This window comes from Prodigiosinella confusarubida (assembly GCF_002847015.1).
Classification (GTDB): Bacteria; Pseudomonadota; Gammaproteobacteria; order Enterobacterales; family Enterobacteriaceae; genus Prodigiosinella; species Prodigiosinella aquatilis.
In genome coordinates, this window is record NZ_CP025085.1 from 686,971 (window position 1) to 712,632 (window position 25,662).

Sequence of the window (25,662 nt, forward strand, 5' to 3'; positions counted from 1 at the left end):
AGGACGGGTTTTTATGAATTTTTTTCATCACACAGCATCAGGATAATCAATGAAAAAGATCCTGCTTTATCTGTTGCTACTGATTTTTATACCAGTTGCGGTGGTAATTATTATTACCCCGATGGACAGCCAAAAACAATATATATTTGGCTTGATAAGCATCGCCATGATGTTTTTGCTGGGGTGTAATAAACAACGTCATATTACGGTCATATTAGTTATTTTGTCGGTGTTAATGTCAACTCGGTATATATATTGGCGCGCCACGGAAACACTGCATTTTAATTCTGATATTGAAGCCATTCTGGGTATAGGATTATTTGCTTCGGAACTCTATGTCCTGGTTGTTTTGTTGCTGGGTTTTTTGCAGACCCTATGGCCGTTGGAGCGCACCATTGAGCCATTGCCTGATGATATGCGTCTGTGGCCTACGGTGGATATTTATATTCCTACCTATAACGAAAATCTGGATGTAGTGCGGGATACAGTGCTGGCGGCACAGTGTATTGATTATCCGCACGATAAAATGAAGATTTATCTGCTGGATGATGGCAAACGCAGTGAGTTTGCCGTATTTGCGGCACACGCGGATGTCGGCTATATCACCCGTGACAACAATATTCATGCCAAGGCCGGGAACCTTAACAATGCGATGACGCTTACCCAAGGGGAGCTGATCTGCGTGTTTGACTGTGATCATGTTGCCAAGCGTATTTTTTTACAGGCAACCGTTGGGCCGTTCCTGTCCGATCCAAAATTGGCGTTGCTGCAAACGCCGCACTACTTTTATTCACCGGATCCATTTGAACGCAACCTGAAGGCGGCTCAGCGGATACCGAGTGAAGGTGAGTTGTTCTATGGTCCGGTACAGCAAGGGAATGACACATGGAATGCGACTTTTTTCTGCGGTTCCTGTGCAGTCATGCGTCGCTCGGCGCTAGAGGAAGTCGGTGGGTTTGCGGTGGAAACCGTGACGGAAGACGCGCATACCGCCATGAAATTGCAGCGTCGCGGATGGAAGTCTGCTTATCTGAACATTCCACTGGCAGCCGGGCTGGCTACTGAGCGGCTGGTGTTGCATGTGATTCAGCGTACTCGCTGGGCACGCGGCATGACACAGATTTTTCGCCTTGATAACCCGTTGTTGGGACGTGGGCTGACTTGGCAGCAACGGTTGTGCTATCTCAATGCCATGTTGCATTTCCAGTTTGGCCTGCCACGGGTAGTGTTTTTGACCGCACCACTGGCTTATTTATTGTTTAATCTCAATATTATTCACTCTTCGGCGTCGATGATCTTCGCCTATGTTTTGCCGCATCTGGTGATGTCCCTGTATATGAATTCACGGATGAATGGGCGTTTCCGCTATAGCTTCTGGGGCGAAATCTATGAAACGGTGATGGCATTTCATTTGGTGATCCCTACGATTGTCACCCTGTTCGCACCAAAGCGCGGCAAATTTCATGTTACGGACAAGGGTGGACTGTTGGATGACGGCTTTTTTGATTTTCGCATCGTACGTCCACATATTGTTGCCACGATCTTGCTGGCTATCGGCGTGAGCATAAATCTGGTGCGCATGTTTGCTCATAATTACTTCAATGTTGACCCCTATGTAACGCTGTTTAATGTCGTGTGGGGGATGTTCAGCCTGTTGACATTGCTGGCCGCTATTGCTGTGGCTCGTGAAACAAGGCAGGTACGTAAAACCATCCGTATCGATGTCGATATGCCGGTTATGATTTACTACGCCAGCGGTTCGGTTTCTCGTAGTAGCACCATCAACCTCTCAATGGGGGGCGCCCAGATCAAGGTACCGGATCAGCGCCATGAACATGACGAAATAGAAGCCATTGGACTGTTGTCGCAATCTAATGAGATCTGTCTGGCCGTGCAAGTTATCACGGTTGACGATGACACCATTCGTCTGTGTTTTAATGATATCCCACTGGCCCAGCGCCGAGCGCTGGTGCGAGTGGTACTGACACGAGCTGATGCGTGGATTGATCCACCCTGGCCGCAAGACCGGCCACTGCATTCTCTGTGGATGGTAGTGAGCACCGTATTTAGTTTTTTCTGGCTGACCCTAAAAAGCCCGGGTCGCAAAACTGCCCGTTCAGGCTCATCACCGAATAAATCGCTGGGCAAAGGGGAGGACATGTCGGTATGACACCACGTTTCCTTAGCGTTATTCTCCTGATTTGCATGGGCAGCACTCTGGCACTGGCGGGTAATGTCGCGTTGGCGGCCGGGGACACCCGGGATGATACTGTACCGGCGACACTCAGCCCCGGAGGTGACAGTTCGCATTCAGGCGTGTCGAGCACATCGTCTGCCAAGTCCGCTATATCTGCTGCGCCTATCGTCGTGCCAGAGCAACTGTTATCACAACAGTCAACATCTGGCACATCGTCAGAACGTTCATCCAAGGTGGCGGTACCTTGGTTGCCTTCCGCCGCTAATGCAGTAAGTAGTGCGACTGATGTGGTCAGTCCAGGTTATCTGCCGTTGTCTAGCAGTATCTCTGTGGCGCAAATGGGACAACCCCAGGGAATGACCCTGGCGGGCGGTCAGGCACAGACCGGGATTATCTTCACATTGCCGGAAGATCTCGTCGTGACCAACGCACATCTCGATCTCGCCCTGCGAGTGTCGCCAGAGCTGGCTGAGCTGAATACGTCCTTACAATTGATGCTTAATGGTCAGCCATTAGGATCTGTACCACTGAATGCTGCCGCGGGTGAAACGGCCAACTATCAACTGGATATTCCACCAGCGATGATAGTCTCCAACAATAACCTCAGTTTTCGAATTGACAGTGCAGATCGCCTGCAATGTGAACGTGACAGCGCGACACATTACAACCTGACTATTCTACCGTCGACCCGGTTACAGCTGGAAGGCCAACAACTGGATCTTGGTACGCGTATATCACATTTCCCACGACCTTTTATTGACCCGTTACGAATGACACCGACTGCCGTATCGATGGTATTTCCGGCAGAGGTGACGCCAGCACAGGTGAGTGCGGCGGCATTGGTGGCCTCCTGGTTGGGTCTGAAGATGGATGGTCGTGGTGTGACATTTCCGGTGCTGCGGGACTCACTGCCACAAAAAAACGGTATTGTCTTTGGTCTGCCAGGTGAACGCATAGGGACGTTGACCCTGCCGCAGGTAACCAGCCCGACACTACAGTTGGTCAATAACCCGATTAACCCGGTTTACAAGTTAATGCTGGTGATCGGTAATGACGAAGGCCAACTGCGGCAAGCCGCTTATCGTCTGGTAAGTCAACCGCTGACCGGTGACGGATCGTCGTTGACGGTGACGCCACAAATGATCCCGTTACGCAAAGCGTATGACGCGCCACGTTGGATCACTACCGATCACCCAGTGCGATTGAGTGATCTGTTGCGTAAAGATCAGAGTATGACTGTCAGCGGTATATGGCATGACGCGTTGCACATTAATTTCCGCGCGGCGCCAGATCTGTTCTTGTGGGATGGTCAAACTATCCCGGTGCAGCTGGATTACCGTTTTCCTGCGGAAAGCTGGATTGATGAAGATCATTCGTTCCTGAATGTGATGCTCAATGGCACGTTCCTGCACAATCTGACGGTGGATAAAGCCGGTATATTGCAGCATCTTTGGCGGAAACTGGGTGGGGATATCCGTCAGGAGAGTTATACGCTGAAGGTCGATCCTTACTTGATTTACGGTTACAACCAGTTCCAGCTTTATTTCAATATTCACGCCAAAGCGGATGCGCCCTGTAATGCATTGTTAAGCAACAACATCAAAAGTCAGATTCTGGGCAGTTCTTTCATCGATCTGACCAAGACTCGTCATTTCACGATGTTGCCGAATCTGTCTTATTTCATCGGTGCCGCTTACCCGTTCTCCCGCCTGGCCGACTACGCCCAGACGGTGATGATGTTACCGAAAACGCCTTCCAATGTGGAAATTAGCTTGTTGCTGGATCTGGCTGGCCGTGCTGGTGATACCACCGGTGTCAGCCTTAACCATAACCATGTGATGTTTGGTATGCCGTCTTCTGAGGCTGAACGCCAAAAGCTCGACAACAGCGATGTGTTGGCTGTGAGTTCACTTCAGCAGACCGGGTTTAATCAGCGGATGCTGGCCGACTCCCCCTACAACGTCAACAATCATATGCTTGGCGTCAGTACGCCGAATGTCTGGGAACATCTGCGTAACTTGTTGAGCGGTGATTGGGGGCGTTCATCAATGGAAGCGGATCGCTATTTTTCGTCTAACGGCGACTGGCGTGGTTTTATCAGTTATCGCTCACCGTGGAGCCCTCAACGTGTGGTGGTGATGGCTACCGGCAGCAGTGACGAACAATTGCTGAAGCTCTATAGCGATCTGAATTCTCCCCATATTAATGCGGCGGTTCGCGGTGATACCACCATCATCACGGATGAAAATGGTGCGCGCAGTTTCCGGGTCGGTCCACAGTTTCCTCGTGGTGAGATGCCTTGGTATCTGATGCTTGTCTGGTACGCCAGCCAGCATTCTGCCTTGTTAGCCGTGCTGGGGCTGTTACTGGCCACAATACTGGGAATGGGATTGACCGGTGTATTGAAGCGACAAGCGAAAAAAAGGCTGTCCTCCCGGCGTGATTCGGGCACAAAACAAGACTAAGTGAGCCACCATAATGAAGATGACTGTGTTAACAGCCAGAATTCGCCAAGCGTTATGCCTGACCAGTGTCATCGTCGCCAGCGCATTTTCTTTGCCTGCGCTGGCAGCAGAGGCCAACCCGGCACTGAAAGCGTTGTTTGAACAGGCGGATTATTGGCATCAGCGTTCCCATGATGATCTCGCTCGTGATGCGCTGCAAAAAATCCTGTTGGTTGATGCTAATAATCCACAGGCGCTCTACCTGATGGCGTTATACGCCCAGAGTAGCGGCGACAACGCGGAAGCGGCAAAATGGCGTGCACGACTGAGTAAAGTGTCGCCTAATGACCCGCTCCTGCAGGTGCTGGATAATGCCCGGCAGTCGGCGGCTATTCCGCCAGCGCAGTTGGCGTTGGCGCGACAACAGGCACGTAGCGGCAATATCACCGCATCATTGCAAACCTGGCGCAATCTGTTTGTCGGGAACCAGCCGCCAGCAAGTGTGGCGGCAGAGTATTATCTGACCATGGCGGGTGACCCGACGCTTCGTCCGCAAGCCATTGATTTATTACGAGGATTCGTGGCTGCTCATCCGCAGGATAGCAAGGCGGAAGTGGCGTTGGCCAAGGCGCTGACCTATCAGGATTCGACCCGCCGCGAGGGATTGACACACCTTCGTGAACTGGCCTCCGGTAGCAAAGAAGCTGATCAAGCGATGCGTCAGGCGCTGTTGTGGTTGTCGCCGAAGGCGGATGATGCGCCGCTTTATCAGGCCTATCAACAACGGCATCCCCAGGATAGTGCAGTGATGGATTATTACCGTAAGAATGTGGGCGGTGATGAGAAAGAAAAAGGTTTTCAGGCGCTGAACCGCGGTGATTTTATTGATGCGCAGAAGGCGTTTGAGACTGTACTGAAAGCCAACCCGCAGGATTCGGATGCGTTGGCAGGGATGGGTTATGCCGCCCAGCGACGCGGTGATTTTGTTACGGCGGCGTCTTATCTGGAGCGTGCATCCACGTTGGGGGGCAATGACAGCGCCCAACGCCATCAACAGGCAGAAGATGCCCGGTTTTATGCCCAGTTGGCTAAAGCCCAGCAGGCAATGAAGACCGGTGACACAGCGCAAGCGCTGGCACTCAGTGAGCCGCTGGTTCAGGTGAGCGGCGACAAAGGCGTGTCGGCGAAACTGTTCCGCGCCGATGTGTTGCGTCGCACCAATAAGATGTCTCAGGCAGAACAGCTCTACCGCAGCGTGCTGCAAACGAATGCGGATAACCGTAACGCCAAAGAAGGACTTTATTATGTGTTACGGGAGCAAAATCGCATAGCGGAAGCGAATGCTCTGGTTGCGTCCCTGCCGGCGAGCGTGCGTAAAGGTATCGAGCCTCACCCGGTGGACAATGGCGATCCGGTGCGCAATGAGGCGAAACAAGCGCTGGCGGCGGGCAATACCTCGAAGGCGATACAGTTATTGCAACAGGGCATCCAGCGTTTTCCGCACAATGGTTGGTTACGGCTCGACCTGGCACGCCTTTACCATCAGCAAGGCGATATGAATGCAGCCACAGCCCTGATGCAGCCGCTATTTCGGTCCGATGCCAGTGCTGATGAGCTGTATGCCGCCGCACTGTTTGCCAGTGATAATCATGCCTGGCAACAGGTGCGCCTCCTATTGTCGCGGATCCCGGCTCGTCGTCAGAATGCCGCCACTCGCGAGCTGGCGCAGCGGGCCAACTTTAATTTGCAGATGGCGACCGCACAGGTTTACTTGTCGCATGGTGAAAACGCCGCCGCTGCCAATACGTTGCGGGCGCTGACGGTGACGCCAGCAGAGAATCCGGTCGATGCTGGTAATCTGGCACGGTCGCTGGCCGCTGCGGGCGATATCGGTACCGCAGTCACGGTGGTGCGTAATAATATGCAGCGAGGCGTTCAGGGGAATGCCGGGGATTATGCCGCTCAGATCAGCGTGTTGAATCAGGCGGGATTATCTGATGAAGCGCGGGCCTGGCTTAGCCGACCAGAACTGGTGGCACGTAGTACCGAGTCGCAACTGGATGCGTTGAATACTGGCTTTGTGATTCAGGATGCGGACCGCCTGCGGGAGAATAAGCAGTATGCTGCGGCCTATGACAAACTGGCCCGTGCTCTGCAACAGCAGCCAAAGAATACCGACTTGATGTTTGCCATGGCGCGGCTCTACCAGGCTGGCAAGATGAACAAAGAGGCGGCGGAAGTCTATGCCTTCCTGATGGCCCATGACACCCCGCAGCAGGATGCGCGAACCGGAGCCATCAACATCGCGCTGGCGCAGAATAATGTAGCGAAGGCACGATCGCTGGCTAATGGTCTGCAAGGTGAACAGACGCCAGCTCGTCTGTTGCTGATGGCCCGAGTGTCGGATGCCGAGGGCAATAAAGAACAGGCTCTCGTTTATCTGCGCGCCGCCCATGCGAAAGCGGTGGGACTGGAAGGCGCGGCCCCCGGCAAGGCACCGGCGATCGGTGGACTGAGTGTGACGGATAATCCATTTATCAATCGTACCGAGCTGGTTTCTAACCGTACCACCGCTCAGACCGCTTATCGTAACGTGATGCCATGGCAGCAGATCGCCGGGAGTGATCCCAATGCACTGATTACCACTGCTGATAATAAGCAAGTGACTTCACAGCAGGTCGAAACGTTTAATCAGATTAACCGCATGATGGACGATCTGGAGCATGACACCGGCAGTTGGTTGCAAGCCGGGGTGCAGATGCGGAGTCGGGATGGTGAGTCTGGCCTGGGCAAGCTGACAGAGTTCAAAGCCCCATTGACCTGGTCCAGCGGATCGTTTGGTGATACGCGCGTTAATTTTACCGCAACGCCGGTGACACTCAGTGCCGGAACGGTGGATGCCACCAACAGTTGGCGTTTTGGTTCCGGGGCGACGACGCAGACATCGCCCAGCAGCCAGCATGCCTCCGGTACAGAGTTGAATCTGTCCATGACCGGCAAAAAATACAAGTTGGATCTGGGCAGCACTCCATTGGGGCAAGATCTGAGCACCATATTGGGTGGCGTGCAGTGGTCACCGAAGCTGACGGACTACCTCACACTGGTGTTGACCGGGGAACGGCGTGCGGTGACCGACAGCCTGCTGTCTTATGTGGGGGCTCGTGATTCACTCAACGGTAAGCATTGGGGGCAGGTTACCAAGAACGGCGGCAGTGTACTGCTTAGTTACGATAATGGGGACGTGGGCTTTTACGGTGGTGCCGGTGCTTACGACTACATGGGCGAGAACGTAAAAAGTAATACCGGTGTGATGGCCAATGCCGGTGCCTATATCCGCCCGTATCATGACAGCAATCATGAGCTGAAAACTGGTATCAGCATTAGCTGGATGAATTTTGCCAATAACCTCAGTTATTACAGTTATGGGCAGGGCGGCTATTTCAGCCCGCAGGACTATGTATCACTGTCGTTTCCGGTGGAATGGAGTCAGCGATATGATGACTTAAGCCTTAAGGCGGGCGTTTCTATCGGTTATCAATCCTACTCTCAGGATCGCAGTGCCTATTATCCTAATAATCCGGACTTGCAGAGTGCGCTGGAGACCACTGATGCCACAGAGTCCTACTATTCTGGAGACAGCAAAAGCGGTATTGGCTATAACGTCCATCTCGGGGCGGATTATCGGATCAACAAAGAGATGACCATTGGTGGACTGATGGGATATGACACCTACGGCAGCTATAACGAAACAACAGCCCAACTCTACTTCCGTTATGGGCTTGGAGATAAATAAGCATGAGTGAACGTCAGCAACAAACACTGGACTATTATCGTCAGCAGCAGTTTCAACCTGGCTGGATAAGCCTTCTCAATGTAGTGGTCGGAGGGATGATAGATAATGCTGGCGAACAGGATGCCACCGCTTTTCTACGCCAGACTGGTGAGCAACTGGCTGAACACTATCCTCTGAAGGAAGCGGTTACTGTGAAGGGGCTGGAGTGTGAAATTAACCGTATCCTGGCAATGTTTCACTGGGGATGTGTGGATATTCAGCCGGGTGAGCAGTCTCTGGAGATTTTTCATCTGGAGCTGCCCGATAGTGATAATGGGCTGCTAAAGGGTGAACAATGGCGAATGGCGATGGGTGCTGTTCTGCAAGGACTCTATTCCCGCTGGTTATCCGCCCAGAATGGAAATGATCATATATTGCTGTCTTGTGAGAAAACAGACAGTGATGTCGTTTTGTTATTTCGTTATCAGAACGCGGCAAGAGGCACAGCACGATGAAACAGGCATGGCGTTGCGGGTGGGTAATGTTACTGATGGTTTTCTTCAGTACATCGGCAACGGCAGCCAGTGGCTGGGAAAGTTATAAAAGCCGTTTTATGATGACTGATGGGCGTATTCAGGATACGGGTAATAAAGATATCAGTCACACGGAAGGGCAGGGATTCGCCATGTTGCTGGCGGTGCATTATGATGATCGCCGTGCGTTTGATCGCCTGTGGAACTGGACCCGTACTCATCTGCAAGACCCGGGTAATAACCTGTTTTACTGGCGTTATGTTCCGTCTGCCGCGAATCCGGTGGCAGATAAGAATGATGCCTCGGATGGTGATGTGCTCATTGGATGGGCGCTACTGAAAGCCGGAGAAAAATGGCGGGATAAACAGTATCTGCAAGCATCAGACGTTATTCAGAAAGCCATCGTGGCCCACGATATCATCCGATTTGCAGGACGAACTGTGATGTTGCCTGGCGCTGTCGGTTTTAACAAAAATAGTTATGTGATTCTCAACCCGTCTTATTTTCTGTTTCCAGCCTGGCGTGATTTTGCCAGACACAGCCACCTTCAGGTATGGAGTCAGTTGATTGACGATGGTATGGCCTTGCTGAGCAACATGCGTTTTGGCGAGGTGGCTTTACCGGTTGATTGGGTGGCGCTCAATGCGGATGGAAGTATGGCGCCAGCGACTGCCTGGCCGGCACGTTTTAGTTACGATGCCATCCGCATTCCCTTGTACCTCTACTGGTATGACGCCAAAACGTTGGCGTTGGTGCCTTTCCAGCTTTATTGGCGGAATTATGCCCGTTTGCGGACACCTGCCTGGATCGATGTGCTGAATAACAGTACTGCGCCTTACAATATGCAAGGCGGATTGCTGGCAGTGCGCGATCTGACAATGGGTGATATCAGTGATGTAACGGATAGTCTCGGCCCATCCGAAGATTACTATTCAGCCAGCTTGCACCTGTTAGCCTGGTTGGCCAGCGGCAAATAATCATCGGCATCTGTTCTGGGGGCGTTTTCCCCAGAACAGGTTTCGCCATTCTCTCCTGAATCCCATATAAAGCAGTGAATTTTAGCCATCGTTAACTGAACGAACGCGTGCTTTCATCCCCTCTCCCCATGGCGTTAGTCCCGCCGGATGCTCGTGTCAGCGGCGAAAATAGTTGCTGCTTCGGTAATGTTGTTCACTTGCGTTGATTGCCGGAAGAGAACCGGAAATGCAGCTCCCGCAGCGATGTCTCACTTCGTGGGTACCCTGGGATCATGGTGCCTTAACGCTGACAAGTATTACGGCCGTCCCAGGCTTTTTGTGCGAAATGTTGCTTGTAATTTACATTAATGTTTATTTCTATGCTGATGCGGAAGCGATTCAGCTCTTGTTTTTAACCAACGTCTCACAAACTAAAGTTATAAAAGATGTTCGCTTTGTTAGGGCAATGTTATTTTCCAGCGCAATCACTGGTGGCATGTTTTATCCGTTTTTTACCTACTGGTGTTTTCCTATCAAAGGGCATAAATATGAAAAAATCAATATTTAAAAGTTTATATTTTCAGGTGCTTACAGCTATAACACTCGGTGTTTTGTTAGGCCATTTTTACCCCGAGATGGGTGAGCAAATGAAACCTCTGGGTACTGGATTTGTTAAATTAATCAAAATGATTATTGCCCCAGTCATTTTTTGTACCGTTGTCTCGGGTATCGCCGGCATGGAAAGTATGAAGTCGGTCGGTCGTACCGGTGCGATTGCCTTACTCTATTTTGAAATCGTCAGTACGTTTGCACTGATGATTGGTTTGCTGGTAGTTAACATCCTTCAGCCTGGTGCAGGGATGAATATCGACCCGGCTACCCTGGATGTTTCATCGGTTTCCTCTTATGCCAGCCAGGCTTCGCAGCATGGTGTGATCCCATTCCTGATGGATGTGATACCGTCCAGCGTGATTGGTGCCTTTGCCAGCGGTAATATTCTGCAGGTATTGCTGTTTGCCGTGATGTTTGGTTTTGCGCTGCATCATCTGGGTGAGAAAGGCGATCTGGTGTTCAATTTCATCGAAAGCTTCTCCAAAGTGATTTTCGGTATCATTAATATGATCATGCGTCTGGCACCGCTCGGAGCCTTTGGAGCCATGGCCTTTACCATCGGTAAATATGGTGTGGGTTCGCTGTTACAGCTCGGCCAACTGATCATCTGTTTCTACATTACCTGTGTGCTGTTTGTGGTGCTTGTACTGGGCACTATTGCCAGAATTACCGGTTTCAGTATCTTTAAATTTATCCGTTACATTAGAGAAGAACTGTTAATCGTGCTCGGCACTTCTTCCTCTGAATCCGCCCTGCCACGCATGCTGGATAAAATGGAAAAAGTAGGTTGTAAGAAGTCGGTAGTGGGTCTGGTGATCCCAACCGGTTACTCTTTCAATCTGGACGGTACGTCTATTTATCTGACCATGGCGGCAGTGTTTATTGCTCAGGCAACTAATGCGCACATGGATATCTGGCATCAGATTACTCTGCTGGTGGTGCTGCTGCTGTCATCAAAAGGTGCCGCGGGTGTAACGGGCAGTGGATTCATCGTTTTGGCAGCCACGATTTCTGCGGTAGGTCATCTGCCGTTGGCGGGTCTGGCGCTGATTCTGGGTATTGACCGTTTCATGTCTGAAGCTCGTGCATTAACCAATTTGGTGGGAAATGGTGTGGCGACAGTGGTTGTCGCTAAACTGTGTAACCAGCTGGATGAAAAACAGTTGGATGATGTCCTCTCCGGTCGTGAATCGAGTCAGGGTCTGGAGTCCCGCGTATCCTGATTTCGCCTGCCTGAACTTACCCTGCCTTTTACCCACGGCGCCTGTTAGTGCTGTGGGTAAATTTCATCCAATTCGTGTTAACGTTAAGCAATATCAACTTTTTTACTATTATTTTATCCTGCTGAGTGACATAGGCAAAAGCGTGCGGTCTAACGGAATGGTACACTTTGCCTCTCTTTTTGTGTGGTGCACAGACATAAGGTGATGGGATAAGTGTCACTGACATTCACAAAAAACATACCGTATTGGATAGTGATTAAAGTAGGGGTTCACATGCAGGGCACCAAAATAGGTCTTTTAGTTGGTGGAATGTTGCTGGCGGTTGTCGGCGGTAACGTGCAGGCTGAAACGCTACAACCGGATCCTGCCTGGCAACAAGGAAAACTGGATAATGGTTTTACCTGGCAACTATTGAGCACTCCCCAGCGCCCCAGTGACCGAATCGAATTACGTCTGGTGATAAATACCGGGTCGCTGTCAGAAAATGCACAACAAGCGGGCTTTTCCCATTTTATTCCTCGCCTGGCACTGACGCCCGGTGAGCATTTCTCTGCGGGACAATTACCATCACTTTGGCAATCAGCGGATAGTGATCATCCACTGCCACCTGCCACCACATCCTATGATTTCACCTCCTACAATTTGAGTTTGCCGAATAATCGTCCCGAGTTATTGAAGGATGCACTGAACTGGCTGGCAAATACGGCGGGTCAACTACAGATTACGGATAATCGGATTGCCATAGCGTTGAAAACGATGGACCCGGTGACAACCGCACCGGCCAACCCACGGGATCCCAGCTGGCATTATCGCCTGATGAAGGACTCCACACTGCTGGCGCATGATCCTGATCAGCCGATGAAAATTCCGGTTACCACTGAACAGTTGTCCCAGTTTTATAAAACCTGGTACACCCCGGATGCCATGACGCTGTATGTGGTAGGGAATGTAGATAATCGCAGTATCATCGAGCAGATTAATAACGTCTTCGCAAAATTACACGGCAAGCGCGTATCACCATCGCCTATGCCAACATTGTCGCCAATTCCGCCGGAACCCGTCATCTTGATGAGCAGCAATGCGAAGCAGGACACGATTTCTCTGGTCTGGGATAGGCCCTGGCAAAAGATTCGAGACTCACAGGCGTTAGCCCGTTACTGGCACAGCGATCTGGCGCGGGAAGCGCTGTTCTGGCATATGCAACAGGCACTGAAAGAAAGCCCTCTGAAAGACACCAACATACGCTTTGATTGTAATGTGATGTATGGCCGGGCACAGTGCGCCATTCATCTGGATAATGTCACCAGTGAATCAGTTGAACAAGACGTCGTGTTTCTGGCAAAAGAACTGGTTTATTTACGGGATAAAGGTTTATCCCAGGCTGAGTTTGATACATTGCTGTCCCGTAAAACCGATGAGCTCAGCAAATTATTTGCTACCTATGCCCGTACCAGCACCGATATTCTTATGGAACAGCGATTGCGCTCGCAGAGAAATGGCGTCGTCGATATCGCCCCGGAGCAATATCAGAAACTACGTCATGACTATTTGTCCTCAATCACACTGGAAATGTTGAATCAGGAGTTACGTCAGCAATTTTCTCAAGATGCTACGCTAGTGATGGTACAAAAGCAGGGGGAGCCGGAGGTCAACATAAAAGCGCTGATGGAAACGTATAACCGCCTGATGAAACCAGCTGAAGGCGCGTCTCCTGCCGTGGTGGAAACGCCCGTAGAAGCGGCTCCGGCAACCTAATGAACGACGCTGATGCAATCGGCCTGAAGCTGATCACTTGCGCGTAACGTGATATAGAAAGCGCATGAGGATGCTCTTCTCTGGAGCGCGCTTCTTTCATGCGTTCTCCGGCGCCTGGGGTGACGGAGAACGGTTATGAGTGATGCTATGCCCAGGCTGGCATGGCGTCTGGCGGAATGATGGCACCGCGATGCTGAATGACAGTACTGGCGGTAAGGTGCCCACGTTTGGCTGCCTCTTCCGCACTGCCACCATTCAACCGCACTGCCAGATAGCCAGCGCTGAATGAATCACCTGCGGCGGTAGTATCAATGACCTTTTCTTTCGGTAAGCTGATGGCTGGAACATTTAACAGTTGCGGTTTACCCTTCAGAGAAATAAGGCAGGAATCCGCACCGCGTTTCACCACGACCTCCGTTACACCCAGTTTGTGGGTACGTGTCAGCACCTCTTCTATCGGCTGCTTGCCCCACAGCATGTCTTCATCATCCAGTGTCAGGAAGGCGATATCAGTACAAGAGAGCATGTCGGTATAGGCTTGCCGGGTTTCTTCTTCGCTTTGCCACAGACGTGGGCGGTAGTTGTTGTCAAAAATGACTTTTCCACCGTTGGTGCGACAAGCACGTAGCACGGACATCAGACGCTGACGGCTGGTCGGGTTAAGGATGGCCAGACTGATACCGCTCAGGTAGATATACTCGAATTGTGACAAATGCTTACTGATGGTTTCAGCATCATCACTTTCCAGCCAGTAACGGGCGGCGGCATCGTTACGCCAGTAATAGAACGTCCTCTCGCCGCTGGCATCGGTTTCGATGAAATACAGGCCTGGCAGCTTGTCATTCATACGCTGGATCAAATCGGTTTTGACACCTTCACTCTGCCAGGCGGCTATCATTTCTGTGCTGAAAGAGTCGGTACCCAGCGCGGTCACGTAGTGGACATCCAGCGCGTCGGGCTTTACCTGACGTGCAATATATACGGCAGTATTCAGAGTATCACCGCCAAAGCCGCGGCTGAGATCCGCACCTTTTTGCGACAGTTCAATCATGCATTCGCCAATGATGGCAATGTTTTTTTTAGTCATGACAAGCCGGCCTGTTGAAAAAGTAAATCGGTAAGTAACCAGGAAAAAGTCAGCGTCAGTCTCAACATTACACTGCGTAGAGTCAAGAGCGATGAAACGATGTTTTATTTTTTCATGATGTGGATCGGAAAACCAGCAGTTTCCCAATCCGATACACGGTGTGCTTGGCGCAGTGGCGTTATTTTTTACGCAGTTCAGTTACAGACTGGCCACCGATTCCCCAGTTGTCGGTATCCACTTCATCAATCACAACCATGGTGGTGGCAGGATTTTTCCCCAGGGTATCCACCAGCACTTGTGTTACCCCTGCAATCAGCTGTTTCTTCTGCTCTGCCGTTGCTCCGTCTTTGGTGATTCTGATATTAACGAAAGGCATGTTTTCTCCTGTCTGTTCGGGTAATAAAGTACAAAAATCGTTACGGAGCGTGACGCCTATTGTGGCGGGACACCGTCATCCACTGTGTTATCGCCTTTATCTTCTGACGTTGCAATCCATGCCGCACAAAAGAGTATTAGCCGAGCAAAAAAGTAGAAGAAAGTCATCAGGCCGATGACAGAGCCAAATGCGGCGCCGGAAGGTGAACGGGCAAGCCAGGGAAGTGCCACCGTCATGGCGAACTTCAGTATCTCAAAACCGATAGCCGCCATCAGTGTGCCGCGCAGCAGTGCGCTGTGTCGGGGTTTGGTGTGTGGCAACACCCACAGTATCCAGATAAATAACAGATAGTTGGCGAATATGGAGATAGACAGTGTGATCAGTGTCATCACCGGTCGCAGCCATTCGATGCCGTCCAGACCCAACGCAATAACGATGGTGCTTTGTGCGGTACCCGCCACTGATGTCAGGAACAGGGTGATAATCAGGGCGATAAGCAACCCAATCAGCGAAAAGAAATCGCGCAGGTACTGAAAATAGAGTTTCTCTTCATCATGTGGTTTACGTTCCCAGACATCACGGGATTGGGCATGGATCGCTTCACGCAGATTACCCATCCAGTTAACGCCGGAATACAGCGCAATCAGTAAACCGGTAATACCTACGGTAGTACGTTGCTGCACGGCGGTATTGACCGTGTTTTTCAGCGTATTGGCCAGGTTGGGATCACTGATGGTATTAACGATATGGTTGATCAGTTCCGCCAACATATCCGGATTGGAGGCCAGCACGAAGCCCGCCGCTGCGAAAGAAACCATCAAAATGGGAATCAGAGACAAAAAAGAGAAATAGGTGATGGCCGCGCCAAACTGATTCCCCATCCGGTCATTAAAGCGTTCCCCGGCTCGGATAAAGTGCGCTACGCTAGGGACCGTTTTTAGCCGCTCACTCCACCGTTTCATCCGTGACAGTAATGATGTGGGATCTGGCGTGTTGCCATTACTCTGAGTTTTCGGTGTGGTACGTTGTCGGTCTGGCATCGCTGGCATGACATTATCTCCTGAATACGGTCATCCATCCTATGGATTATAACTGACATCACGATAACTCCGGTTTTTTGTGCGCTGCACTTGGGTTGGTCAATACTCGGTGATCAGTACAATAATTGATATGGCATCAATTAGCGCTGAAAGTCTTGACCGGCTTGTTTATACTGCTGATTCTTGCTGTTAACACTAATCTTTCGTTTAACACGTTTGCCCCGCAAACGTTAATGTTAAGTGAGTCAATCTCTCATGCCTGCTCTGTCGCCGCCAGAACCATCACTGAGCGCGTTGCGCCTTAATGTGCGTATTGCTTCCGTGGTGATGTTTAACTTTGCCAGTTATCTGACCATTGGTTTACCGCTGGCGGTTTTGCCTGGTTATGTTCACGACCATCTTGGTTACAGCCCATTTTGGGCCGGGTTGGTGATCAGCCTACAGTATTTCGCTACCCTCTTGAGCCGCCCGCATGCTGGGCGTTATGCGGATGAAAAAGGCCCTAAAAACGTTGTGGTACTGGGGTTGGCAGGGGCGTTATTGAGTGGGGTTTTCTACGCGCTGGCGGCCTGGAATGATGTTTCGCCGGTGCTGGCATTATTATTGCTGTGTATGGGGCGCATCATTCTGGGTATCGGGCAGAGTTTTGCTGGTACCGGGGCGACGTTGTGGGGCATCGGCGTGGTGGGGGCACGGCATATTGGCCGAGTGATTTCATGGAACGGTATTGCAACCTATGGGGCGATGGCCGTGGGAGCGCCGCTGGGGGTGTGGATTTACCATCTGGGCGGGCTGATGCTGTTGGCAAAGGTCATTATGCTGGTGACAACCGCCGCCATTCTGCTGGCGCTGCCACGACAGGCTGTAAGCGCCACACCGGGGAAAAAATTACCGTTTCGCGAAGTGCTGAGCAAAGTATGGGTATATGGCGTTATTCTGGCCCTGGGCTCGGCCGGATTTGGTGTTATCGCCACTTTCATCACGTTGTTTTATGACGATAAACATTGGGAAGGGGCCGCATTGACGCTGAGTATTTTCAGCTGTGCTTTCGTCGGAACCCGTTTACTGTTTCCCAATGTGATTAACCGATTTGGTGGTTTGGCGGTTTCTTTCGTGTGTTTTGTGGTTGAAGGTGTGGGATTGCTGCTGGTGTGGCTGGCAATGTATCCTGCGATGGCGGAAGTAGGGGCCTTTCTGGCGGGAGCGGGATTCTCGCTGGTTTTCCCCGCACTGGGTGTCGTTGCCGTGAAAGCGGTATCACCACAAAATCAAGGCAGTGGACTGGCAACCTACACTATTTTCCTCGATCTCTCTCTGGGTATTGTGGGCCCGGTTGCTGGTGTGCTGATGGGGTACACCGGTGTCGCGTCAATTTATCTCGCAGCGGCATTGTTGTTGTTGGGGGGATTGTTGCTGATCTGGCGGTTGTACCGACGTTCCCTGATTGTGTCGGAAGACACATTAAGACGAGTGTAATTCTGTGATATCAGTGTCAGGGCCGTTTACGACCCTGATCCTCTGTCAACGGAGTTTTAGCGTACTGATAATGCTTTCCGCATCGCTTTGTGCCTGCTGTTGATCGCCTGCGGGTAGGGTAATTTGTAATGTCATCAGGTGGTTATCCACTTTACCCAGTACGACGGAAGAATAGGCTTTCTGTCCGCCGCTGGTGATGATGCTGTCCAACTGCTGTAGTTTCTGGCCGTCTATCTCAATCGCTTTGTTGGTCACTACCTGGAGATTGGCGTCACGGGTACGTTGCTGATCCTCCAGACGTTGGCTCAGTACGGCCAGCGTGTCAGGCGTGTTGCCGGCCAAAATAACGATCACGGCTTTTTGGCCATTTGAGTCGGCATAGACATGCATATTGTTCGACTGAGTGCCGAGTTTACCGCTTTGGTCGCTCAGGCCTGCCGGTAAGATAAACGACAGCTTCCCTGACAGCAGAGTAACCGTTTGTCCCGCTGATTTTTCGGCCGTTGCACTTTTACTTTGCACCGCGGCGTTTTTGTCACTATTCCCGTCGCACGCTGCCAGCGTTGCCGCCAGCAGACCGATTCCGAGGTATTTTGCTATATTCGGCATTGGGTCCCTTCTTTTGTCAATAAAACCGATACGGTGTTATGGCACCCGATTCAGGCAGTAAAAACAAGCGTTTTGTTGTCACAAACCCTGTCTTGTACCGGTAAAACCTGACAAAGAAGATAATTTTCCGGTTATTCCGAAATCAGTTTTCGCTTTGAGCTGCCGGATAAGGGGTATCTTTTTCCTGCCGACTCAGGCGCCGGAGCAGCATATTCAACGCTACACCATACATTGGCAGGAAAAATATCGTACAGATCGTGATTTTGAATGCATAGTCCACCATCGCGATCTCTCCCCAGTGTGCTGACATAAACGGGTTTGTGCTGTGGTAAAACGCGATAAAGAAAAACGCCATCGTATCAACGAGATTGCCCAGTACAGCAGATGCCGACGGTGCAACCCACCATGCATGGCGTTGACGCAGGCGATTGAAGACCTGTACATCCAGAATCTGCCCCAATACGTAGGCCATAAAACTGGCGGAAGCAATACGGGCGACCACGATGTTGACTTCGCTCAGCACACCAAAACCCTGCCAGGCTCCCTGATAAAACAGTGAGGAAACCAGGTAGGAAATCATCAGGGCCGGTATCATTACCGCCAGGATAATGCGGCGTGCCAGCGGTGCGCCGAAAATTCGTACCGTCAGATCGGTTGCCAGGAAGATGAACGGAAAGGTAAACGCACCCCAGGTGGTATGAAAACCAAAAATCATGATAGGGAGCTGTACTAGGTAGTTACTGGACGTGATGATCAGAACATGGAATAGCGACAACCAGCATAGGGCGGTGAGTCGCTGCTGCGGAGTAAATTGAAACATAGTATGACCTTTTTGGTTATTGGGGGGAGGGAACCCAAAAGTAACAAATCTTTTCGCCTCATATTACGGCACGACGCGGCATAATACGCAATTGTCTTATCTTTGCAATGGTTACTTTTCATGCAAGTATTTTGATGGCTTGCACCGAAAAATGCGCAAGGTAAACTAGGGCGCTTCTACTCTTTTATTGACTACAAACACCGCAAACAGAGAATTCTAATGGCTGATGTCTTTACCAACCCGGATAAAACGCTGGATGCACAGGGACTGCGTTGCCCGGAGCCGGTGATGATGGTACGCAAAACTGTGCGACAGATGGAAACGGGTCAAACGCTGCTGATCATCGCTGATGATCCTGCTACTACGCGTGATATTCCGGGTTTTTGCCGCTATATGGAGCACGAGTTGCTGGCCCAGATGACAGAGCAACTGCCGTATCGTTATCTGCTGCGTAAAGGCCAGTAAAATACCCGTTTGTATCGTGTCTACAGGGCGCTGAACACCTGATGATATTTAGCGCCCTTTGCAATATTAATCCCGTTTGCTCAGTAGCCGCAGTGCATTGGCGGTAACCAGTGCGGTGGCGCCGGAGTCTGCCAGCACCGCCAGCCATAATCCGGTAATACCCATCAGCGTGGTAATCAGGAATACCGCTTTTAGTCCCAGTGCGATAGTCACATTCTGACGGATATTACGGTAGGTCGCCCGGGATAAATCGATCATTATTACCAGCGCAGTCAATCGGCTATGGGTTAAGGCGGCATCTGCTGTTTCCAGTGCCACATCAGTGCTGTTGCCCATAGCGATGCCAATCGTTGCGGCTTTCATCGCCGGGGCGTCGTTAATGCCGTCACCCACCATGGCAGTGGCGTATTGCCGATTCAGTGCATTGACCGCCTCGACCTTATCCGCCGGGAGTAGACCGGCACGATAGTCAATTCCCAGCGTTTGCGCGATAGCGGCAGCAGCACGCGCATTGTCACCCGTTAGCATCACACATCGGATTCCCATACTGTGCAATGATTCAAGTGCGGCGCTGGCATCCGGACGTACTCCGTCACGTAATGCCAGTAAGCCCAACATCTGGTTTTCCTCTTGTACTGCCACCACGGTTTTACCTTCCCCTTCTAGCCGCTCAATCTGCTGTTGCCACACAGGTGTGAGGACGTCGTTAGACAATCGGGAAGATGAACTGACCTGAATATGTTTGCCATTAACCCGGCCTTCCACACCGATGCCAGCTTGTGTGCGACGAGCCTCTGCGAAAGGTAGCAACTTACTGCTCGCTTGTGCCCGCTGGATAATCGCCTGTGCCAACGGATGGTGTGAGCCGGATTCTACGGCGGCGGCACGGCCCAGCAACGCCATCTCACTGACCATTTCTGCGGGTATGATATCCGTTACTTGTGGTTTTCCCTCGGTCAGTGTGCCGGTTTTATCAAATGCGATAATACGTAACGTGCCGAGAGATTCCAGGGCAGCACCGCCTTTGATCAGTGCGCCATGGCGTGCCGCCGCCGCCAGCCCGACAGTAATCGCCGCTGGTGTCGAAATGACCAATGCGCAGGGGCAACCGATCAACAGCAGCGCCAGGCCACGGTAAATCCAGGGTTGCCAGAGTTGCGACAGCAACAATGGAGGAACGATCATCACCAGCAGCGAAATCAACATGATGGCGGGAGTGTAATAGCGACTGAATCGGTCGATAAAACGTTCAATGGGAGCCCGACGTTCTTCTGCTTCTTCAATCAGTTGCAACATACGGTCAATAGCATTGTTTCCCGGTTGGGATACCACTTCCAATTGCACCACATGATCAACACACAGACTACCCGCTGCGATCCGGCTTCCCTGATGATGTTCAACCGGGATGGATTCACCGGTAATGGCACTTTCATCAAAGCTGGCGTCAATGGTCAGCAGCCGGGCATCGGCAGGTAGCCGGCCGCCGGGAGACACTTCAATAATATCGCCGGGAATCAGCTCGGTGAGAGGAACGGTAACTCGCTTCTGTCCACGAAGAGTGATGGCCTCTTCCGGTAGTAATTTCATTAATGCGCTAACGCCGCTTCTGGCTCGTTGCGCCGCGTACGCTTCCAATCGTTCACCCAACATGAACAGTAACAACACTACCGTGGCCTCGGTAATAGCGCCGATAAGCAACGCGCCCAGTGCCGCTACGCTCATCAGGGTTTCGATGGCAAAGGGGGAACCTGACCGGGTAAGCTGCCAGGCTTTTTTTATAACCGGTATCAGGCCGACTAACGTTGTGGTGAAAAAGGCCGCTTCACTCTTAGAAGGTGAGATAAACGATATCATCCAGCTTGCCATCGCCAGCAGAGCGAACAGGATTAAGAAACCGTTGCCCTGCATAACGCTGGAAGGTTGGGAAACAACTGAGGAGGATGTATCCGTGGTTCGAAGCGTAAATCCGACATTGTGAACGGCTTGCTGAACCTGTTCTCGTACATCGGTACGGGCATCGACGACCAGTTTTTCGGTAGCGAACAGCACGTTGACCTGATCAATGGTGGGAATATATTTTACAGCGGTTTCGATTTTTCTGGCACAACTGGGGCAATCCATACCGTTGATTATCCAACTGAAACGTTGACGAGAGAGAGGAGCTCGCTCATCGCTGTCGGGGTCATCGGTATCGGCATTGCCGCTGCCGCTGTCATCTGATGCGCTGTGGGCGCCATCACGCTCGGTTGCCGCTATCGGATTGAGCGACGCGGCTATTGCTGAACAGCCAGTATGGGCCGACGCCGCGGAAGCCGGTTCGTGATGGTGGCCACAACGGCAACGAGGGGTTTCAGTATGGTGATGAGGATGCATAGGTTACTCCTGTTTGATAGTCATTCTCATCGGAAACTTTACACCGTCATACCTGAGGAAACCAGTAGTCAGCCCGTTTAAAACGTTTAAAACGTTTAAAAATAGAGCGATCTGACAATCAGAAAATGGCCACCAAAATAGCAGGCCGCCACAATGGCACGCTGGGCTCGGAAGCTGATGCGAAAGTGCTGGATCAGCCAGATAGCATGACCAATGAACAGCAGCCCTGTACCCACCAGCAATGAGAAATTGTAATCAGTACCCAGCGAGAAGTAATGTTCCCCTGCCACCCAGACCATGATGGTGGTCATCACCACAAAGGCGCAAACCAGCCAGCGTTGGGTACCCAACTGTTGCCACAATACGGCAATCAGCAGTGCAGCAAGTATTATCAGCACGAGCGGCAGCGGCCAGAAGAAGCTCAGGGATAATTGCGAAGAGAGAAAACTCACCGTATAGAGCAGGTGTGCTATAAAATAGGCACTGATGGCAAATAGTAGTCGTTGGGTGGGAAGCAGCAGCAGTGCATCACCAATCAGCGTTGCCAGCAGCCCTGCTATCACCAGATATCCCGGGATGCCAAGAATGGGTGTTTGCCAGGCCAAAGCAACCAGTAACAACAGTGTCACGGGCTTGAACAGCCAGCGCTGCCAGACGGGGCCACGGTAGCTGGCGTCGACGTACAACCAGCCAGAGAAGAGAACAGCAATAAAAGACCACAGCATAGATTGTCCTTGATTCAGTTAATTGACCGGTCGAAAAAACACTGACGACAGTAAGCAGCTTGTAGCCAGCCCTGGACAAGCCGTTTTCATCGTTTGTCATCAGGTGATGTTCTCCCCAGTGTAGGGACTGTTAGCGGGATCAACAACATCGGTAACGGCTAATGCGAGGCGGCAAGCTTCATGTTATGTTAACGGCCAGTTTTTTTGTAGCGTATGACATGACAAGTGTTGGCAATATGTCGAAGGAGAGCGTTGTTGCATGAGCACTGAACCTGCACTTTACCGTATTCAGTTTATAAATAACGGCAAGAACTATCAGCTCTATGTGCGAGAATTGGTACCGAGCAATCTGTTCGGCTTTATTGAAATTGCCGACTTTGTTTTCGATAGCCAATCAACGCTACTGGTTGATCCCTCAATTGAGAAACTGAAAACCGAATTTGCCGGCGTCAGTCGCAGCTTTATTCCGTTACAGGCGGTGATCCGTATCGACGCGGTGACTGAGCGGGACAAGGGGAGTGCGCGGATTTCAGAGCTGGGCGACAATGTTTCCCATTTTCCTTACTTGCCAGGTAAAAATCCCTGAATCTTCTGTTTGGCTATTTCGATTCGTTACATCGAGCCTGGATGAACGTTGTTCTCCAGGCCTGGTTGCTATGGCTATCTGTGTTTGCGGGGCGAGATGGGCGGTTGTTTTTTCTGCCACGCCAGCAGTTCGAACACACCAAACAGGAAGACGCGTAGCTGAAATGCCCGGTCGAGGGGAGGCGCATCTTTAGGTTGACTGGTCTTGAGCAACAGGAACTGGATGCCGTGCATCAGTATCATGAACCCCATCGCGACGGTCATGAAAATATTCAGCGGCCGGGGGAAAGGAGAGATCAGATTAAAAATCAGAAAACTCCATACCCCGAGCATCAGTAACCGGCCAAAATTAATCCAAATCGTCATCATTTCCTCTTTGTATCGCAATCATGCCATGCTATTGGCGGATGTAGAGCCGATAAGCCACTTGACCTGCTATCTTTTCCCGGTGTAATAGCCAGTTCTTCGGGATGGACAGCGTATGATTTTCTGCTTCGGTTTCTATGTAAATCCAGGCTTCCGGAGCCAGCCAGCCTTGCGATTCCAACAGATGGAGGGTGTTGTTAAGCAAGTCTTTGCGAAACGGCGGATCCAGAAAAACGACATCAAAAGGCTCACCCGGCTGCGCCAGCCATTGCCGTGTATCCGTATTGATGACGTTGGCATTTTCTGCCCGGAGTAATGTCAGATTCTGCACCAATTGTCGGGCAATAGTGTGCTCTGTTTCTAATAATGTGGCATGGGCAGCATAACGAGACAGTGCTTCCAGGCTGAGTGCACCACTGCCGGCAAAGCAATCCAGACAACGTGCTTGTTGAATAACCGGCGCCAACCAGTTGAATAATGTCTCACGTACCCGGTCCGTCGTTGGGCGCAATCCGGGACTGTCCGGTACGGGAAGTTTTCTGCCACGCCACTGACCGCCGATAATCCGGATTTGGCCAGTTGACGATTTTGCATTTTGTTTTGCCATAGCGTGATGTTTTACCGAATTTCGGTACCGAGAGTGGCTCTGCCGTAAAATAGAATAGCGCTATTCTAACGGCGGTCAGCGGTAGAGGGAATGTATAAGATGACATCGTTATGGTTATCTGGTGTAAAGGATGACTCCTTCGGCTTTTCTCTTCAGTGGGTTTGACATACTTGGTTACGGAGATTGTCGGTCAGAGGTACCGTTCGCTGCGTGTTGCTGTGGTCGGGAAAGTGTTAAACTCGTTGTTTTGTTGACTTCATTGATTATTTATTCGCCGCACTGGGTGGCGAGGAGCGCGATTACAATATGGCAAAAGAGAAGAAGCGCGGATTGTTTTCCTGGCTGGGATTAAAGCGGCAGGAAGAAGAGAACACCAAGCAGCCGCAAGAGAAACCTGACACAGGTGAAACGGTTGATTTGGTTCCGGATGCACCGTTATCAACGGACACCTCTGCGCCGCAGCCCTTGACGGCAGAGCCGGATGATGAACCCGTGGTCTCGCAGGAAGATGAGAAACAGGTTGTCAGTCAACAATCTGACGTTGTGGTGGAAAACGTGACGATTTCGTTATCGTCCGCAGAAGTGGAACCTGATGAACCACCCGTGGTAGCAGAAGATCGTGAAGCCAACGCCTTGTCGGAAAAGGAATTGCCACAAGAGATGGACGCCAATCCGGCACCCCAGGAGCGTCCGACCAAAGAAGGATTTTTTGCCCGACTGAAACGCAGTCTGGTCAAAACCCGACAAAATCTGGGTTCCGGATTTGTCGGATTGTTTCGTGGCAGGAAAATTGATGATGATCTGTTTGAAGCGTTGGAAGAACAACTGATTATTGCTGATGTTGGGGTAGAAACTACCCGTAAAATTATCACCAGTCTTATGGACCATGTCAGCCGTAAGCAGCTTAAAGATACCGATATGCTGATGACCAAACTCAAAGAAGAGATGGCCGGCATTCTGGCAAAAGTGGATGAACCGCTGAATATTGAAGGTAAAACACCTTTTGTCATCCTGATGGTTGGTGTCAATGGTGTCGGCAAAACCACCACTATTGGCAAAATGGCGCGTCAGTATCAGGCACAAGGGAAATCGGTGATGTTGGCGGCGGGGGATACTTTTCGTGCTGCCGCGGTAGAGCAGCTTCAGGTGTGGGGTCAACGTAATAATGTAACGGTGATCGCGCAGCATACCGGTGCTGATTCCGCCTCGGTGATTTTCGATGCTATTGAGGCAGCGAAAGCGCGTGGAGTTGATGTGTTGATTGCCGATACCGCCGGGCGTTTACAAAATAAAGCCCACTTGATGGACGAGTTGAAAAAAATCGTGCGGGTGATGAAAAAACTGGATGCAGAGGCTCCGCACGAAGTCATGCTGACGCTGGATGCCAGCACTGGACAGAATGCGGTCAGTCAAGCCAGACTGTTCAACGAAGCCGTCGGCCTGAGTGGTATTGCACTCACCAAGCTGGATGGTACTGCCAAAGGCGGTGTGATATTTGCTATTGCCGACCAGTTTGGTATCCCGATCCGGTATATCGGCGTTGGGGAAAGTATTGAAGATTTGAGACCGTTTAAGGCTGATGATTTTATTGAGGCCCTGTTTGCCCGTGAAGACTAAAAATTTGCTCGCGAGGATGAGAAC

General features: G+C 51.2%; 21 protein-coding genes. 12 read left to right on the forward strand and 9 right to left on the reverse strand.

The window, feature by feature from the left end; all coding sequences use genetic code 11:
* Positions 1-49 precede the first annotated feature (49 nt).
* The 8 genes from bcsA to CWC46_RS03210 all read left to right on the forward strand — a co-directional run bounded on the left by bcsA (position 50) and on the right by CWC46_RS03210 (position 13,492).
* Positions 50-2,170 (forward strand): UDP-forming cellulose synthase catalytic subunit, encoded by a 2,121-nt coding sequence (gene bcsA / locus CWC46_RS03175; protein ID WP_021013642.1) that lies wholly within the window; start codon positions 50-52, stop codon positions 2,168-2,170.
* Entirely contained in the window at positions 2,167-4,662 is a 2,496-nt protein-coding gene (gene bcsB / locus CWC46_RS03180) for a cellulose biosynthesis cyclic di-GMP-binding regulatory protein BcsB (protein WP_021013641.1), read from the forward strand. Before bcsA ends, bcsB begins: the two co-directional genes overlap by 4 nt.
* 13 nt (positions 4,663-4,675) lie before the next feature.
* On the forward strand, positions 4,676-8,434 hold the full coding sequence (locus CWC46_RS03185) for a cellulose biosynthesis protein BcsC (protein ID WP_021013640.1): 3,759 nt from the start codon (positions 4,676-4,678) through the stop codon (positions 8,432-8,434).
* Positions 8,435-8,436: 2 nt separating this feature from the next.
* Positions 8,437-8,928, forward strand: a complete 492-nt coding sequence (gene bcsD, locus CWC46_RS03190) for a cellulose biosynthesis protein BcsD (protein WP_021013639.1) — start codon at positions 8,437-8,439, stop codon at positions 8,926-8,928.
* Complete coding sequence (locus CWC46_RS03195) at positions 8,925-9,923, forward strand: glycosyl hydrolase family 8 (RefSeq protein WP_021013638.1); 999 nt, start codon at positions 8,925-8,927, stop codon at positions 9,921-9,923. The genes bcsD and CWC46_RS03195 overlap by 4 nt, the downstream gene beginning before the upstream one ends.
* Before the next feature lie 226 nt (positions 9,924-10,149).
* Positions 10,150-10,470 (forward strand): hypothetical protein, encoded by a 321-nt coding sequence (locus tag CWC46_RS03200; protein ID WP_021013637.1) that lies wholly within the window; start codon positions 10,150-10,152, stop codon positions 10,468-10,470.
* Complete coding sequence (locus CWC46_RS03205) at positions 10,451-11,737, forward strand: dicarboxylate/amino acid:cation symporter (RefSeq protein ID WP_021013636.1); 1,287 nt, start codon at positions 10,451-10,453, stop codon at positions 11,735-11,737. The genes CWC46_RS03200 and CWC46_RS03205 overlap by 20 nt, the downstream gene beginning before the upstream one ends.
* Before the next feature lie 273 nt (positions 11,738-12,010).
* Positions 12,011-13,492: a M16 family metallopeptidase gene (locus CWC46_RS03210; RefSeq protein WP_021013635.1), complete on the forward strand. Its 1,482-nt coding sequence runs from the start codon at positions 12,011-12,013 to the stop codon at positions 13,490-13,492.
* A 145-nt stretch (positions 13,493-13,637) separates the two neighbouring features.
* Here the strand turns inward: CWC46_RS03210 and kdgK are convergent, their stop codons facing one another.
* From kdgK to yhjD, 3 genes are all read right to left on the reverse strand, one after another.
* Positions 13,638-14,579: a 2-dehydro-3-deoxygluconokinase gene (gene kdgK / locus CWC46_RS03215; RefSeq protein ID WP_021013634.1), complete on the reverse strand. Its 942-nt coding sequence runs from the start codon at positions 14,577-14,579 to the stop codon at positions 13,638-13,640.
* Between the two features lie 178 nt (positions 14,580-14,757).
* Positions 14,758-14,955 carry a 2-hydroxymuconate tautomerase family protein gene (locus CWC46_RS03220; protein WP_021013633.1) on the reverse strand — a complete coding sequence of 66 codons (198 nt, stop codon included), beginning with the start codon at positions 14,953-14,955 and terminating at the stop codon, positions 14,758-14,760.
* Positions 14,956-15,011: 56 nt separating this feature from the next.
* The gene (gene yhjD / locus CWC46_RS03225; RefSeq protein WP_021013632.1) at positions 15,012-16,004 is read right to left on the reverse strand and encodes an inner membrane protein YhjD; all 993 of its coding nucleotides are present in this window, start codon (positions 16,002-16,004) and stop codon (positions 15,012-15,014) included.
* Between the two features lie 246 nt (positions 16,005-16,250).
* Here yhjD and CWC46_RS03230 point away from each other — a divergent pair, with 246 nt between their 5' ends.
* Positions 16,251-17,471 (forward strand): MFS transporter, encoded by a 1,221-nt coding sequence (locus CWC46_RS03230; protein ID WP_021013631.1) that lies wholly within the window; start codon positions 16,251-16,253, stop codon positions 17,469-17,471.
* Positions 17,472-17,516: 45 nt separating this feature from the next.
* Here CWC46_RS03230 and CWC46_RS03235 read toward each other — a convergent pair whose 3' ends face one another.
* Both CWC46_RS03235 and CWC46_RS03240 read right to left on the reverse strand, forming a co-directional pair.
* The gene (locus CWC46_RS03235; RefSeq protein ID WP_021013630.1) at positions 17,517-18,080 is read right to left on the reverse strand and encodes a DcrB family lipoprotein; all 564 of its coding nucleotides are present in this window, start codon (positions 18,078-18,080) and stop codon (positions 17,517-17,519) included.
* Positions 18,081-18,222: 142 nt separating this feature from the next.
* Positions 18,223-18,900: a 7-cyano-7-deazaguanine/7-aminomethyl-7-deazaguanine transporter gene (locus CWC46_RS03240; protein WP_021013629.1), complete on the reverse strand. Its 678-nt coding sequence runs from the start codon at positions 18,898-18,900 to the stop codon at positions 18,223-18,225.
* A gap of 219 nt (positions 18,901-19,119) precedes the next feature.
* Between CWC46_RS03240 and tusA the strand changes: the two genes are divergently transcribed.
* Positions 19,120-19,365: a sulfurtransferase TusA gene (tusA, locus tag CWC46_RS03245; RefSeq protein ID WP_021013628.1), complete on the forward strand. Its 246-nt coding sequence runs from the start codon at positions 19,120-19,122 to the stop codon at positions 19,363-19,365.
* 66 nt (positions 19,366-19,431) lie between these two features.
* Here the strand turns inward: tusA and CWC46_RS03250 are convergent, their stop codons facing one another.
* Together CWC46_RS03250 and CWC46_RS03255 are read right to left on the reverse strand one after the other, a co-directional pair.
* The gene (locus CWC46_RS03250; protein ID WP_021013627.1) at positions 19,432-21,738 is read right to left on the reverse strand and encodes a zinc/cadmium/mercury/lead-transporting ATPase; all 2,307 of its coding nucleotides are present in this window, start codon (positions 21,736-21,738) and stop codon (positions 19,432-19,434) included.
* A gap of 95 nt (positions 21,739-21,833) precedes the next feature.
* Positions 21,834-22,463, reverse strand: coding sequence for a lysoplasmalogenase (locus CWC46_RS03255; RefSeq protein ID WP_021013626.1), 630 nt, complete (start codon positions 22,461-22,463; stop codon positions 21,834-21,836).
* 259 nt (positions 22,464-22,722) lie between these two features.
* Between CWC46_RS03255 and CWC46_RS03260 the strand changes: the two genes are divergently transcribed.
* A complete protein-coding gene (locus tag CWC46_RS03260; protein ID WP_021013625.1) occupies positions 22,723-23,049 on the forward strand; it encodes a DUF1820 family protein in 327 nt (108 codons plus the stop codon).
* Positions 23,050-23,123: 74 nt separating this feature from the next.
* On the opposite strand, the gene CWC46_RS03265 is transcribed toward CWC46_RS03260, so the two are convergent.
* Both CWC46_RS03265 and rsmD read right to left on the reverse strand, forming a co-directional pair.
* Entirely contained in the window at positions 23,124-23,414 is a 291-nt protein-coding gene (locus tag CWC46_RS03265; RefSeq protein WP_021013624.1) for a DUF1145 family protein, read from the reverse strand.
* 31 nt (positions 23,415-23,445) lie between these two features.
* Complete coding sequence (gene rsmD / locus CWC46_RS03270; RefSeq protein WP_021013623.1) at positions 23,446-24,021, reverse strand: 16S rRNA (guanine(966)-N(2))-methyltransferase; 576 nt, start codon at positions 24,019-24,021, stop codon at positions 23,446-23,448.
* Between the two features lie 306 nt (positions 24,022-24,327).
* Between rsmD and ftsY the strand changes: the two genes are divergently transcribed.
* Positions 24,328-25,638 (forward strand): signal recognition particle-docking protein FtsY, encoded by a 1,311-nt coding sequence (gene ftsY / locus CWC46_RS03275; protein ID WP_021013622.1) that lies wholly within the window; start codon positions 24,328-24,330, stop codon positions 25,636-25,638.
* Positions 25,639-25,662 lie beyond the last annotated feature (24 nt).